The sequence below is a fragment of the Adlercreutzia wanghongyangiae genome (assembly GCF_035989245.1).
Lineage (GTDB): Bacteria > Actinomycetota > Coriobacteriia > Coriobacteriales > Eggerthellaceae > Adlercreutzia > Adlercreutzia wanghongyangiae.
On sequence record NZ_JAYMFF010000016.1, the window covers coordinates 1 to 13,652 of the forward strand.

General features: G+C 65.3%; 12 protein-coding genes. 2 read left to right on the plus strand and 10 right to left on the minus strand.

Features of this window, described 5'->3' with window-relative positions; translation table 11 throughout:
• Positions 1-83 precede the first annotated feature (83 nt).
• From VIN30_RS08610 to VIN30_RS08655, 10 genes are all read right to left on the minus strand, one after another.
• Positions 84-1,346: a HipA domain-containing protein gene (locus VIN30_RS08610; protein WP_338210844.1), complete on the minus strand. Its 1,263-nt coding sequence runs from the start codon at positions 1,344-1,346 to the stop codon at positions 84-86.
• Positions 1,347-1,351: 5 nt separating this feature from the next.
• Positions 1,352-1,651 (minus strand): helix-turn-helix domain-containing protein, encoded by a 300-nt coding sequence (locus tag VIN30_RS08615; RefSeq protein WP_338210888.1) that lies wholly within the window; start codon positions 1,649-1,651, stop codon positions 1,352-1,354.
• A 196-nt stretch (positions 1,652-1,847) separates the two neighbouring features.
• Complete coding sequence (locus VIN30_RS08620) at positions 1,848-2,396, minus strand: M48 family metallopeptidase (protein ID WP_338210846.1); 549 nt, start codon at positions 2,394-2,396, stop codon at positions 1,848-1,850.
• Between the two features lie 19 nt (positions 2,397-2,415).
• Positions 2,416-2,625 (minus strand): 4-oxalocrotonate tautomerase DmpI, encoded by a 210-nt coding sequence (gene dmpI, locus VIN30_RS08625; RefSeq protein WP_338210848.1) that lies wholly within the window; start codon positions 2,623-2,625, stop codon positions 2,416-2,418.
• Positions 2,626-2,627: 2 nt separating this feature from the next.
• On the minus strand, positions 2,628-3,491 hold the full coding sequence (gene rsmI / locus VIN30_RS08630; RefSeq protein WP_338210850.1) for a 16S rRNA (cytidine(1402)-2'-O)-methyltransferase: 864 nt from the start codon (positions 3,489-3,491) through the stop codon (positions 2,628-2,630).
• On the minus strand, positions 3,491-8,266 hold the full coding sequence (locus VIN30_RS08635; protein WP_338210851.1) for an acyl-CoA dehydratase activase-related protein: 4,776 nt from the start codon (positions 8,264-8,266) through the stop codon (positions 3,491-3,493). Before VIN30_RS08635 ends, rsmI begins: the two co-directional genes overlap by 1 nt.
• 18 nt (positions 8,267-8,284) lie before the next feature.
• Positions 8,285-8,920, minus strand: coding sequence for a TetR/AcrR family transcriptional regulator (locus VIN30_RS08640; RefSeq protein WP_338210890.1), 636 nt, complete (start codon positions 8,918-8,920; stop codon positions 8,285-8,287).
• A 470-nt stretch (positions 8,921-9,390) separates the two neighbouring features.
• The gene (locus tag VIN30_RS08645) at positions 9,391-10,044 is read right to left on the minus strand and encodes a carbonic anhydrase (RefSeq protein WP_338210854.1); all 654 of its coding nucleotides are present in this window, start codon (positions 10,042-10,044) and stop codon (positions 9,391-9,393) included.
• Positions 10,045-10,185: 141 nt separating this feature from the next.
• Positions 10,186-10,629: a HepT-like ribonuclease domain-containing protein gene (locus VIN30_RS08650; RefSeq protein WP_338210856.1), complete on the minus strand. Its 444-nt coding sequence runs from the start codon at positions 10,627-10,629 to the stop codon at positions 10,186-10,188.
• Positions 10,610-11,149: a nucleotidyltransferase family protein gene (locus VIN30_RS08655; protein ID WP_338210858.1), complete on the minus strand. Its 540-nt coding sequence runs from the start codon at positions 11,147-11,149 to the stop codon at positions 10,610-10,612. Before VIN30_RS08655 ends, VIN30_RS08650 begins: the two co-directional genes overlap by 20 nt.
• A gap of 176 nt (positions 11,150-11,325) precedes the next feature.
• On the opposite strand from VIN30_RS08655, the gene VIN30_RS08660 reads away from it, so the two are divergent.
• A complete protein-coding gene (locus VIN30_RS08660; protein WP_338210860.1) occupies positions 11,326-12,672 on the plus strand; it encodes a hypothetical protein in 1,347 nt (448 codons plus the stop codon).
• Positions 12,673-12,910: 238 nt separating this feature from the next.
• Positions 12,911-13,648, plus strand: coding sequence for an FHA domain-containing protein (locus VIN30_RS08665; protein ID WP_338210862.1), 738 nt, complete (start codon positions 12,911-12,913; stop codon positions 13,646-13,648).
• Positions 13,649-13,652 lie beyond the last annotated feature (4 nt).

A 13,652-nucleotide genomic window follows, 5' to 3' on the forward strand; every position in this document is an offset into this window, starting at 1 on the left:
AACCTGTGGCGGACATCGCAATCTGCGGCGGGCGCATTTGACCCGAGCTTTGCAGGGGCGGCTTCGGCCGCCGCGTCGACCCCCTACCGCAGTTTTGCGCGGCGTTCCTTAAAGCCCGCCCCTATTCGCTTACCCACATCTACGGCAACCGGAAAACCTTCCTTGGCGACCGCCTCAATGGCTCCGCTCAAGGCCGGAAGGAACCTCTCGGTCAGTTCTTCTAACTCGTTACGAGCAAACCGAGCACCAACCCCGCACGACCGAGCCGTTGCCATCACATCGTCGAGTTCTATATCGTCGATGCGCCGACTCCGACCGAAGGACACCCCCATTTCCCTGTCAAGTTCAGGGTAGAGCGTTGTGCAGGTGAGATCGTACAGAGGCGCCGTCTCCCGTGAAAGCCAATCTTCACTCCACAACATTGAGTGGTTCTTTAGGTGGTTGTCAGCGTTCCCTATCGCCCAGTCAAGGAGCAGCCGTGAAAACAGCAGCCGTCTCTCTCCGAACGGGTTGCGGCTCTCCTCGGCCACAATCCGGGCGCAATGATTTGCATAGTTCCCATCCGTGGGCTCGTATTTTTTGAAATAGTCTGGCAGCGCCTGAAAAAAATCTTCCTGATGCAGACGATGCAAAAACGCATCCCCAACATCAACACGATCAAACCGTTTCACAGCGAGAAGGGGCTCCTGCCCCGCAACCAAGATCAGACGACACGAAGCCGCCTCAAAACCCAATTCGGCGGCGACCTTCATGCAGATGGCCTCATTGATCGTTTGATGAAGAAAACTGCCATCACATGCTTTCACGATATGACTTGAAGGCGCCACCCCTTGCGGGTAGAACCAAGAACCGGAAGCGGCATCGTAGAAGAGTCCGATCTTCATTTGAGCCCCCGCCAAAGACAGCCTCGAGCGACGGGCGGCGCGTGGGGCAAATTCCTTGGGATGCTTGGCGAAATGCTCGAAATCACCTTCTTCAAGGGGAATATAGCCACGATCCTCTAAAAGAGGCGCTTTTCCCTCGCTGAATACCAAAGCCCCGGCGGATTCATCGTTGAGACGAGTCATGAAGGCGATCATGTCGTCGTTATCGGCGTGGAAGGCGCGGCCCAGGCTTCTTCGCATGCTCCCTTCAGGCAGAATGCCGTTGAAAAATGATTCGGTCGCCCTGGCGGAAAACACGCCTGGCTGCAAGGGAAGCGCCCGAGAAATTGCCTGCGATGTACGGCTGTTCAGATAGCCTTCGGAATAGGAGAAACCCGCACCATCGTGCGAAGACATTACATGACCGACCTCCTCGAAGAGGCCGAAATACTCGCGGTAAACCAAAATCCCGTTATCCGCCATGAGGATCACCTCTCGAATGCGACAATGTCAACACCCAGGGCGGATGCGAAAGAAAGAACCTTGTCGATCCCCACGGTTCCCCGACCACGTTCAATCTCCCCCACCAATCGCGGGCTGAACCCGAGCATATCCGCGAGCTCCTCCTGAGTGTAGCCAAGCCTCTTGCGACGGGAGCGGAGCGCTGCGCCCAAGTCGGCGCATTCCCTCACACGAAGTCCTTGGGCCATTATCTGATCACGGCTTATATCCATAACCGCCCATTTCTTACATATAGGTAAGCAATTTCTTTCTGAGCATAATATCATACCTATACGTAAGAAAATCAAACTTAACACGAGAATCTTACGTATAGGTACAAAAGTGCTCACGAGCAGCGACGCACTGAAAACCCGTGCTCCCCGGCAAGGGCCCTTCTCCTGAAATAGAGTCTTCGGAGCCAGAATCGCCAGCCAGCCGTTGCAGCCTCCCACCACCCATTTCAAGCAGACTGCGGAAACACCCCTACCGCAGTTTTGCGCGGCGCTGCTTCCAATCGGGCATGAAATGGTCCATGAGCGCGTGGAAGCGCGGGCCGTGACCGCGCTCCAGCAGATGGCACAGCTCGTGGACAACCACGTACTCCAGGCACTCGGGCGGGTACAGCGCCAGGCGCACGTTGATGCAGATGCGGCCTGTGGCCGGCTGGCAGCTGCCCCACCGGCTCGTCATGTTGCGGTAGGCGATCTTGCCGGCTTTCACGCCCATGATGGGCTCCCACGCCGCGATGAGCGGCGGCACGCAGGCCTGCACCACGGCACGCCATTGGGCCACCTCCTCGGGCGTTGCCGCGGCGGCTTCCCCGCGGGGCGAGGCGGCGATGGCCTTTTGCTGGCGCTCGATCCAGTCGCGCTTCTCCCCTACGAACTTCCTGATAGTGGCCAGCGGCAGGCGCAGCGGCGCCGACACCTCGATGCGCCCGTCGGGCGGCTTCACCCGCAGATGCATGTTCTTGATAACCTTGCGGGTGAGCCAGACTTCCATGCCGTCGATGAAGATGAGCTCGGGAGGCATCGTCTTTGACCGTGAGCGGCTACCCACGAGACGCGCGATACTCAGCCTTCACGCGGTCGATGGTTTTGCCGCCGATGCCGAAATTCTTCTCAGGAAGCTCTTTGATGGTGACGGAGAAAAACTCAGGGGGAACGGACATAATCTCCGATGCCACCTCAGTTAAGCGGCCGATCAGCTGCTCCTTCTGAACATCGTCCAATGCGCCGCTCTCAATGGAAATATAGGGCATAACTACTGCTCCTTCCCCTGTCTCATGGCAAGCTCGTAAGCATCGTTGCGAGGAATGCCGAACTCGGCGGAAAGCTGCTTGGCGACCTCTTTGGTGCGCAGGCCCTCCGCAACCAGCTCGGCGGCGCGCGCCTCCGCCGAAGCCGCAGCTGCCTCGGCACCGGCAGCCGCCTCGGCCTCGTTTGGCGCATCGATCACGAGCGCAATCTCGCCGCGGATGCCACCGGGTTCGTCGGCCCGGACCGCGAAGCGCTCGACCAGCTCGACGGCCGTGCCGCGCGCCACCTCCTCGTGCAGCTTCGTCAGCTCGCGGCACACGGCCACAGAACGCCACGGCAGCACCTCGGCGATGGTCGCGAGCGCGGCCAGCAGGCGGTTCGGGCTCTCGTAGAACACCAGCGCCGCGTCCAGCCCGCGCAGCTCCTCCAGCACCGCCCGCTGCTCGGTCGCCTTGCGGGGGAAGAAGCCGCCGAAATAGAAGCGCGGACACACCGTGCCCGAGGCCACGTAAGCGCACGCGGCGGCCGAGGCCCCGGGCAGCACCTCCACGGCCACGCCGGCCTCCCGCGCTGCAGCCACCAGCCGCAGCCCCGGGTCGGACACGCCGGGCATGCCGGCGTCCGAGCAGTAGGCCACCGCCTCGCCGGCGGCGATGCGGTCAACCACCGCCGCGACCTTCGTCCCGATCATCGCCTCGTCAAGCCGCTCCAGCCGCTTCTCGATCCCGAAATGCGCGAGCAGCTTCCCCGTCACCCGGGTATCTTCCGCACACACCACATCGGCCCCGCGCAGCGCATCCAGCGAACGCAGGGTCATATCCCCTAAATTCCCAATAGGGGTGGGCACGATGACGAGTTTTCCGCCCATTACTCCGCGACCTCGGTGGTTTCCACTTCCACAGACTCAGCCACGGCCTCGGGCTCTTCCGGGGCGCCGTCGCGGGCGGCGTCGCGCACGGCGCGGGCCTCAGCCTCCTTCTCGGCCAAATTCGCCTTGGCCACCGCAATCATGAGCTTGATGCGGTTCAGCTGGTTCACCTCGGAGGCGCCGGGGTCGTAGTCCACGGCCACGATGTTGCTCTCGGGGTAGCGGCGGCGCAGCTCCTTGATGGTGGCCTTGCCCACCACGTGGTTCGGCAGGCACGCGAAGGGCTGGGTGCACACCACGTTCGGGCAGCCACTTCGGATGAGCTCCACCATCTCGGCGGTGAGCAGCCACCCCTCGCCCATGGAGTTGCACAGCGACAGAATCTCGCTCGCGTAGTCGGCCAGCTCGTAGATGTCCGCCGGCGGGTGGAAGCGCGCCGACTTCTCCAGGGCGTCGGTCACCGGCTTGCGCAGCTTCTTCACCGCGGCCAGGCCGATGCGGCTGCCAAGCGCGCTCTTCTTCGACTTGCCGATGGGCTGCTGGAAGATGCCGCCGGCGATGCCGAACAGGAAGAACTCGATGAGCCCGGGCACCACGGCCTCGCAGCCCTCGCGCTCGATGACATCGACGATCTGGTTGTTGGCCGTGGGGTGGAACTTCACGAGGATCTCGCCCACCACGCCCACACGCGGCTTGGTGCCCTCGCCGGTAAGCGGCAGCGTGTCGAAGTCCTCCACGATGCGGCGCACCGTGCGGCGGAACTCCGATTGGCGCACGCCACGCTGAAGCTGGTGCTTGCAGGCGTCCATCCAGTAGTCGAACAGGCGGTTCGCGCTGCCCGGCTCCACCTCGTAGGGGCGCGTGCGGTACAGGCACATCATGAGCAGGTCGCCGTACTGCAGCGCGTAGATGGCCTGGTAGAGCATCTTCGGCGTGATCTTGAAGCCGGGGTTCTCCTCGCCCAGGTCCTTGAACGAGATGGCGATGACCGGAATGTGCCCGAGCCCCACCGATTTCAGCGCCTTGCGGATGAGCGAGATGTAGTTGGTGGCGCGGCAGCCGCCGCCGGTCTGGGTGATGAGCACGGCCAGCTTGTCGGTGTCGTACTTGCCCGACAGCACCGCCTCCATGATCTGGCCCGTGACCAGGATGGACGGGTAGCAGATGTCGTTGTTCACGTATTTGAGGCCCGCGTCCACCGCCCCGTGGTCCACCGAGGGCAGAAGCACCGCGTTGTAGCCGGCCCGATGGAAGATGGGCACCAGAAGCTCGAAGTGGTAGGGCGCCATCTGGGGCGCGAGGATGGTCCAGCCCTCGTCGCGCATCTGCTCGGTGAACTGCACGCGCTCAAACTCGGTGGAGGCGCCCTCGCGCTGCTCCACCTCGGCGGCGGCCACCACGCCGTCGGCCTTCTCGGTGAAGCTGGCGGGCACGAGCGCATCCAGATTGTCCAAATCGATGCAGGCCGCGGGGCAGCCGCGCTTCTCAGCGGCGGCGTCGGAAGCGGCCTCGGCCTCGCGGTCGGCCTGGTCCTTCAGGGCCGCCAGCAGGCTGCGCACGCGGATGCGGGCGGCGCCCAGGTTCGACACCTCGTCGATCTTCAGCACGGTGTACACCTTGCCGGCCGCCTCCAGCACCTCCTGCACCTGATCGGTGGTAAGGGCGTCCAGGCCGCAGCCGAAGGAGTTCAGCTGGATGAGGTCGAGGTCGCGGCGCTGGGTGACCACCTTGGCCGCCGCGTACAGGCGGGTGTGGTACATCCACTGGTCCACCACGCGGATGGGGCGCTCCAGCTGACCCAGGTGCGCCACCGAGTCCTCGGTGAGCACGGCCAGCCCGAAGCTCGTGAGCAGCTCGGGGATGGCGTGGTTGATCTCGGGGTCCTGGTGGTAGGGGCGGCCCGCCAGCACGATGCCCCGGGTGCCGGTCTCCTCCATCCAGGCGAGGGTTTCCACACCCTTGGTGCGGATGTCGCGCTTGAAGGCCTCGTCCTCGGCCCAGCCGGCCTCCACCGCCGCGTCGATCTCAGCGCGGGTGAAGGGCGCGCCCTTCCCGTTCGCCTCGGCCGCGAAGTTCTCGGTCAACTCCACGAACAGGCGCTCGGCCAGCTTCTCCTTGTCGTGGTAAGGCACCCAGGGGCTCACGAAGGCCACGTCGCTCTCGCGCAGCTCGTCGATGTTCAGGCGCAGCGCCTCGGGGTAGCTGGCCACGATGGGGCAGTTGAAGTGGTTGCCGGCGGTCTCGTCTTCCTGGCGCTCCCACTTGGAGCAGGGCATCCAGATGAAGTCGGGATGCTTGGCCAAGAGGTTCATGATGTGGCCGTGGGACAGCTTCGCCGGGTAGCACACGCTCTCCGACGGCATACTCTCGATGCCCGCCTCGTAGGTCTTCTTCGTGGAGGGATCGCTCAGGATGACCCGGTAGCCGAGCTTCGTGAAGAAGGTGAACCAGAACGGGTAGTTCTCGTACATGTTCAGCGCGCGCGGGATGCCCACGGTGCCGCGCGGGGCGTCCTCGGGGGCCAAGGGCTCGTAGCCGAAGGTGCGCTCGGCCTTGTACTCGAACAGGTTCGGCACGGCCGACTTCTCGGTGCCGATGCCCAGGCTCTCGCCCTTCTCGCAACGGTTGCCGGTGATGAAGCGGCGGTGCTTGCCGGTGGCCGCATCCACGCCGAAGTCGTTCACCGTGAGCAAGCAGGCGTTCGAGCAGCCCTTGCAGCGCACGGTGCGATGGCTGGGCGAGAGCGCCTCGATGGCCTCAAGCGACAGAAGGCCGCTTGAGGGCACCTTCGGCCCCACGTCCGGCGAGAGCGCCTCGCCCTCGCAGCGGCGGCGCGCATCCTCGTAGCGGTCGCGGGCCAGCAATGCGGCACCGAAGGCGCCCATGTTGCCGGCGATGTCCGGGCGCACGGCGTTCACCTCGGACAGCTGCTCGAAGGCGCGCAGCACCGCGTCGTTCAGGAAGGTGCCGCCCTGCACGATAACCTGGGTGCCCACATCATGCGGGTCGCGAATCTTGATGACCTTGAACAGCGCGTTCTTGATGACGGAGATGGCCAGGCCCGCGGCGATGTCGCCCACGGTGGCGCCCTCCTTCTGGGCCTGCTTCACGCGCGAGTTCATGAACACGGTGCAGCGGCTGCCCAGATCCACCGGGTTTTCGGCGGAGATGGCGGTGCTCGCGAACTCGGCCACGTCCAAGTTCAGGCCGCTCGCGAAGGACTCGATGAAGCTGCCGCAGCCCGACGAGCAGGCCTCGTTCAGCATGATGTGGTCGATGACGCCGTCCTTCACGCGCAAGCACTTCATGTCCTGGCCGCCGATGTCCAAGATGAACTCCACGCCGGGCAGCATCTCCTGGGCGCCGCGCAAGTGGGCCACGGTCTCGATCTCGCCGGAGTCCACCCGCAAAGCCTCAAGCAACAGGCCCTCGCCGTAGCCGGTCACCGTGGCGTGCCCGATGGTCACGAGCGGCTCGCCGGTCTCGGGGTCGCGGGGCAGGGCGCGGTAGAGCTCGGCCACGGCCGCCTTGGCGCAGCCCAGCACGTCGCCCTTGTTGGAGGCGTAGGTGGACCACAGAAGCGCCCCGTCCTCTCCGATGAGCGCCGCCTTGAAGGTGGTGGAGCCGGCGTCGATGCCGAGGAAGGCCACGCCGCGGTAGTCCGCAAGCGAGGCGCGGCGCACGCGCTCGGCGTCGTGGCGTGCGCGGAACTCGGCAAGCTCCGCCTCGTCGGCAAACAGCGGCGAGAGGCGCACCACCTCCGAGCCCTGCATGTCGCCCAAGTTCTCCAGGCGCGCGAGCACGTCGGCGAGCCTCTCAGGTCGCGCACCCTCGGCCACGCCGGCGATGGCGCAGCCGGCGGCTACGAACAGATGGGCGTTCTCGGGCACGATGATGGCCTCGTCGGCCAACTCCAGCGTCTCGTAGAAGCGCTTTCGCAGCTCGGGCAGGTACTGCAAAGGACCACCCAGGAAGGCCACGTTGCCGCGGATGGGGCGCCCGCAGGCCAGCCCCGAGATGGTCTGGGTGACCACCGACTGGAAGATGGAGGCGGCAATGTCCTCCCGGCGCGCGCCCTCGTTCAGCAGCGGCTGCACATCGGTCTTGGCGAACACGCCGCAGCGGCTGGCGATGGGGTAGATGGTGCTGTGGTCGGCCGCCAGCTCGTTCAGGCCGCCCGCGTCGGTGTTCAGAAGCGCGGCCATCTGGTCGATGAAGGCGCCCGTGCCGCCGGCGCAGGTGCCGTTCATGCGCTGCTCGATGCCGTTGTCGAAGTAGATGATCTTCGCGTCCTCGCCGCCCAGCTCGATGGCCACGTCGGTTTTGGGGATGAAGGTCTCCACGGCCGTCTTGGACGCGATAACCTCCTGCACGAAGGCCACGTTCAGCCACTGGGACAAAAGCAGGCCGCCCGAGCCCGTGATGGCGATGGTCATGGCCTCGGTCGGGTACACCTCGGCGGCCTCGCGCAGCACCTCCACGATGGTGGCGCGCACGTCGGCATGGTGGCGGCGGTATACCGCCCACAAAATCTCGTCGTCGTTGTTCAGCACCGCGAGCTTCACCGTGGTGGAACCCACGTCGATGCCGATGTGGAAGGGGCACGCCTCGGCGGCCGCGCGAGCGGCGGCGGCATCCTCGGCAGCGCCGGCGCGGGCCTGCTCCACCTGGGTGATGCGCGGCGCGCAGGCGGCGCAGGCAGCCGGCGCGTCCTCGCCCGCAGAGGTGGAGGCCTCGGTGATGATCTCGGTGTACTTGCTGTTCTTCTTTTTCATAGGTATCTCGCTTCCCCGTTACAGCTCGATGGATTCGCCGGGTTTGATGAAGAAGAGGCGCATGGCGATGCGGGCCATGTCCTCGGAGGTCTCAGGGCAGCCGCGCTCGATCCACCGGGCGATGATGCCCAGGTAGGCGGCGGCGTAGAAGGCCACGTAGTACTCCACGAAAGGCGTGGGGTGCTCGCGGTACTTCTCGTGGAGGATGTTCTGAACCAGGTTCTCGCACACCGCCTCGCGCAGGCGCGGGCCGAAGCTCGCGTCGCCCCCGGGCCCCAGCACCGCGTGCAGGAAATCGCCCTGGGCGCGCAGATAGTCGAACAGCTCCACCAGAAGCGGCAGGGGCCGCCCCGCCACGCGGTAGGCCAGCATGTCGGCCAGGCTGACGTCGTGCATGCGCCCCTGAAGGGCATCGATATCGGCCATGACCTCGTCTTCCAGGTCGGCCAGCAGGGCGTCTTTGTCACTGAAGTGGTTGTAGAAGGTGCCGCGGTTCAGGTCGGCCCGCTCGCACAGGTCGTTCACCGTGACGGCATCGAAGCCGCGCTCTTCCAAAAGCGCGATGAGCGCCCCGCGCAGAGCCCGTTTCGATTTCGAGATGCGCCGGTCCTCGCAGGGGGCTGCGACAGACGGTGCACAAGTTGCAGTGGCGATGTCCTTGTCCTTTCGCTCGTTTTCAACAGAACGACCAAAAATGGACACTCTGTTCAATAACGTGCATTATACGTGCCCAAAAGCAAACGGGCAAGAGCGCACCTTCCGCCATGGGGCCCCGAAGCAATCGTTTGAACCCGCCCAGAAGCAGCTGCTGCAATGATTTTGGCCAAATTAGTTGCTTAAATTGCGTTTGTTAGGCTTTGATCGTTGCAAATGCGGGATGTCGCGCCCAAATCGGCGGTATTTATTCGGAAAATCAGCGGAAAAGGCGCGACGCTTGCAAAACGACGTCTCCGACCATACGAGACCATGCTAACAAACGCAATTTGGTTGACACTTTCGAAAGCAATCTCGTCAATCATGGGGAGCGAGCAGCGGGAAAGCGCGCAACGGGAAAGCGAGCAGCGGAAGATTTCCCCCACTCCCCGCCTTAAGAATACGCAAGACGGCAACGCTCGCATTCGCGGCTATCCGGCGATGCCCTCCAGGAAGTCCACCACGCCGCAGTGGGTGTGGTACACCGCGCAGCGGATTTCCAGGCCGTCCTCGGCGGCCAGGCGCGCAAGCTCCGGGCTCGCCTCCAGCTCGGCGACGGCCGCCCGGGCGTTCACCACGCTGGCGGCATAGGGGTCGCGCACGTCGCCCAGCGCCTCGGAGATGCGCTCGGTGATGGCGGCCACGTACCCGCGTTCCCCGTCCAGGGCCGCCTTGATGGCGCCGCAGTGGGTGTGCCCCAGCACCAGCAGAAGGCGCGTGTGCAAGTGCTCGCAGGCGTACACGGCGCTGGCCAGCTCCACCGGCCCCACCACGTTGCCGGCCACGCGGATGACGAACAGCTCGCCCAAGCCCGTCATGAAAATGTGCTCGGGCACCACGCGCGAGTCGGCGCAGGTGATGACGCAGGCGAAGGGGCGTTGGCCGTTCTCGAACAGGTCCTGGATGCGCTCGGGCGACAGGTCGCGCTCGTGGTCGAGGGCCGCCACATAGATGCGGTTGCCGTCGCGCAGCCGCCGCAGCGCCTCGTGCGCCCCCACGTGGGCATCAACGTCGTAGTCGTCGGCCGTATAGGCCATGTCCGGGCGCCGCTTCGCCGCCAGCTTTTCAACGCTTTCGTCGCTCATCGCTCTCCCCTCTCGCAACACGGTCGTTCTCTGTTATATTGGCCGTAGAGCGGCTACGCTGCAAAGACCTCCTCCCCGAGCGGCCCGAAGAGGGGCCCGACGGCGCTCTAGAACGACTGTCGGCGACGACAACCGCAGTTTTCACTGACGTGGGACAGATCCCTCGCCTGGATCAGGCGCCTCAGAAGCAGCCTGAGGCCCACCCCATGTGCGCGCGAGGGCGATGCCGCGTTCCTCGCAATACGCTTCGCAGGCCGCCACCAACTTCGGAAAATCATGTTGGAGCACATCCCACACAACATGCATGTCAACCGTTCCGTAGGCATGCGCCAAGCGGTTGCGCAGGCCGCTCATCTCCCGCAACTCGAATCCATATTCGCCGAACACCTGGGAAAGGCGGCCACCCTCCTCCGCCGCGCGGAACACACGATTCGCAAGCCCTTCCCCAATGAGCGCCTCCTGCGCTGAAGCAGGCCGGACGAACTGCTCTCGGGAAATGTGCAGCTCATTGAGCTGGACAATTGTCTGAGTTGCGACATCGTAGATCTCCTGGATACGCAGAAGATCATTCTCTCGGGCGCTCATAGGCTACGATTCCCTCCCGTTCGATGGCGGCGACAAGATTGGCATTGCCGATATCGTCGGCGGTAAGCGCCTCGACTTCGCGGCCCGTGCGACGGCCAACTGCTTTCTGGAAGCGCGCCAAATCATAGAGGCTGAAGGGCTTGTCGCGGTCAAGCTCGAGCCGAACGTCGATGTCGCTTGCCAAAGTCGCTGCATCTCTTGCAAACGACCCAAACAGAATAGCACGTTTTATTGCGGGAAAATTTCGAGATTCGTTACTAATTATTTCCAATACGTCGTCTTTTTGAAGAAGATCGCCACCCGTAAGGCAATCGAGCACCTTTTCGAGCGATCGCTCAATAGCGCTCAGCCGTTCACCGTTCAAGGCACCTTCCTCCCCTTCCATGCCCCGACGAAGAAAGTGGAGGAACGCCTCGGTCTTGGTGATGCGATTGGCCCGGGCGTACTCGTCGACGATCTCCACCTCGCGGCGCGGCAGCCGCATAGCAACCGGCACACGGGAATCTGCTGCAGAGGCCATGTGACTCCTTTTGTAGTGTATTGCAAATGAAATACACTGTAGCATGATATAGGCAAATATGCCAGGATGCGGAGCGGGAAACATCACGAGGCCAGCCGAAGCAGCAGAGGACGCGCCCTTCTTCAATGCGAGGTACAATAGGGGCAGTGCACGGAGAAAGCGATAGGGGCGCATCCATGAGCGGGCCGAAGACGAGTCAACTGGAGATAGAGCGCAGAATTCAAGCGCAGCTGGCGGCGCTGCGTCATGATGTGGATCACAGCCGCAGCCGGGCGCGGCGGCGCATCGTGGAGCTGCTGGAGGAGGCATTGGCCGCCGGCGCGGGATGTCCCGAGGCCGAGGAGGCGCTGGCAGCCTTGGAGGACGCGGCCGAGAAAGCCCTGGATCGGCTCGCTACGGAATGCGCGTTCACGCCGGCTGCCGCCATGGAAGACTCCGTGGCCCGCGCCGAGCGATGCGCCGCCCAGGCGGCTGCTATCGCCGAGGCCTTCTGCGCCCAGGCGGTCCCGCTGCTCGAGAGCGTCAAGCGGGTCGCGAGCGATGCGAAGGCGACGGCCGGCGCGCAAGACTTCGCATCGCGCCTGGCCGCGGCAGCAGAGGAGTCACACGCCGAAGCAAGCGAGACCGCCCGCGGCAAAACTGCGGCGGAGGCGGTCGGTGACAGCGCCGGGGCACCGGCGGCTGACGACAGCGCCGTTCCCGCCGAGCGCATCCAGGCCGCGGCGCGACGAGCCCTGGCGCTCGTCGAGTCGCCCTACACCCTGGCGGCCGACCGCGCCCTGCTGCTGGACGCGGCCCCGGCGCTGAACGAGGCAGGCGCGGCGCAGCTGGAGCTGCTGCTTCCGGCCATGGAGGCCAATGCCCGGATCATGGCCGACTTGGCGGCGCTTGTGGAGGACGCCGAGGAGGAGCTGATCGGCCAAGGCGTTTCGTATCCCGAGGGGCACGCGTTCGCCACCTTGGAAGAGGCCGCCGCGCACCTGGAAACCCTGCGCGCGCTGCAGGCCCAGGCCGACCGCAACGCCTACCTGCAGGCGTGCATCGATGCCGTCATGGCCGCCCACGGCTACGATATCGCCCGATCGGTGCGCATGGGCCGCGACCTTGCGGGCAGCCACCGCGTCTTCGGAAGCGCCGCGGGAGACGCGGGCATCCACGCCTTCGTGTCCGACCAGGGCGACCTCATGCTGCAGGTGGCGGGGCTGCCCGCGGGCATCGGTGCCGTGGCCGACGGCGCCACGGTGGCCCTGGACGCCGCCGCACCCGGCCCCCGCGGCGACGCCCTTCTGCAAAGCCAGCACGACTTCTGCGCCGTGTATGACGAGATAGCGGAAGACCTGGCCGCTTTCGGCATCACCAACACCGTGCGCTACAAGGCCGCGCCCGATGCCGCCTTCTGCCGCGAGCTGCGCGAGGCGGATGCTGCGGCCGACAGCGCCGCCCAGAACGCGCGCGCCACGGCATCGCGAGCCCGCGAGCGGCGGCGCAAGCGCGGCGGCGCAGTTGCCCGGGCGGTGAGGTAGCATGCAGCTGTGCACCTGCGGCTTTGCCAACAGCGACGATGCGCGCGCCTGCATCGCCTGCGGAAGCCCCCTCGCCTGCGAGGAAAACGCGCTCGAAGATCCTTCGACTGCGGGGCTTCGCCCCTTCGCTCAGGATGACACGGAAAGGGCATCAGGCCGACACGGGGCCCGGGAGGATGCGGAAGGCGCCGAGCCCTGCCCCTACGATCGGAACAGGGCGGAAGGAGCGCCGCGCGCCGTGCCCGAGCTGTTGCTGGAAGACCTGCGCACAGGCGCCGTCGTGCACGCCACGGCACCGGGCGGCATCTTGGGGCGCGCCGGCGACTTCTCGCCCGACGCCTTCTCGCCCCGCGTGTCGGGGGTGCACGCCGTGGTGGCCGCAAGCCCCGACGGCCGCTGGACCATCGAGCACACCGGTCGCAATGAGTCGTCGGTGCTGCGCGGCGGCAGCTGGTCGACGCTGCGCGCGGGCGCGCCCCAGCCGCTCTTCGGCGGCGAGACCCTGAAACTGGCCGACATGGTGTTCCGCGTACGCATTAACCCCGTAGGGGACGGCTTCAGCCGCCCCTTGTCCCTCAGCGAGGCTGGCGATCTGGCGCAAAGCAGCACCTCGGCCGAGGGCGGGCTGAAGCCCGCCCCTACGGAGGCCGAGAGGGCGAACCCCGTCGGGAACATCGGAGTGGACCCCGCGGGAAACATCGAAGCGATCCCCGTTGGGAATACCGGGACCGAATCCGTAGGGGGCGGCTTCAGCCGCCCCTCTGGGACAGCCAGCTCTTCCTCAAACGCCGCAGCGTCTGCCACTTCGAACGCCACCCCCGTCGCCGTCGCCTGGTCGGTGCGCTGCCCCGTCTGCGGCACCGAACATGCCGTAGAGGGCCCCGCAGCCCGCATCTCCACCTGTTCGTTCTGCAAAGACCCGCTGGACGCCGGCCAGATTGCCCGCGTATCCGCACGCCCGCACCCGGCTGCCTGAGCCA

What these genes read in the sequence shown, in the direction of transcription:
- VIN30_RS08650 (WP_338210856.1), bottom strand. Translation starts at nt 10,629, where the DNA reads ATGAGCGCCCGAGAGAATGATCTTCTGCGTATCCAGGAGATCTACGAT.
- VIN30_RS08635 (WP_338210851.1), bottom strand. Translation starts at nt 8,266, where the DNA reads ATGAAAAAGAAGAACAGCAAGTACACCGAGATCATCACCGAGGCCTCC.
- VIN30_RS08610 (WP_338210844.1), bottom strand. Translation starts at nt 1,346, where the DNA reads ATGGCGGATAACGGGATTTTGGTTTACCGCGAGTATTTCGGCCTCTTC.
- VIN30_RS08660 (WP_338210860.1), top strand. Translation starts at nt 11,326, where the DNA reads ATGAGCGGGCCGAAGACGAGTCAACTGGAGATAGAGCGCAGAATTCAA.
- dmpI (WP_338210848.1), bottom strand. Translation starts at nt 2,625, where the DNA reads ATGCCCTATATTTCCATTGAGAGCGGCGCATTGGACGATGTTCAGAAG.
- VIN30_RS08620 (WP_338210846.1), bottom strand. Translation starts at nt 2,396, where the DNA reads ATGCCTCCCGAGCTCATCTTCATCGACGGCATGGAAGTCTGGCTCACC.
- VIN30_RS08655 (WP_338210858.1), bottom strand. Translation starts at nt 11,149, where the DNA reads ATGGCCTCTGCAGCAGATTCCCGTGTGCCGGTTGCTATGCGGCTGCCG.
- VIN30_RS08645 (WP_338210854.1), bottom strand. Translation starts at nt 10,044, where the DNA reads ATGAGCGACGAAAGCGTTGAAAAGCTGGCGGCGAAGCGGCGCCCGGAC.
- rsmI (WP_338210850.1), bottom strand. Translation starts at nt 3,491, where the DNA reads ATGGGCGGAAAACTCGTCATCGTGCCCACCCCTATTGGGAATTTAGGG.
- VIN30_RS08615 (WP_338210888.1), bottom strand. Translation starts at nt 1,651, where the DNA reads ATGATATTATGCTCAGAAAGAAATTGCTTACCTATATGTAAGAAATGG.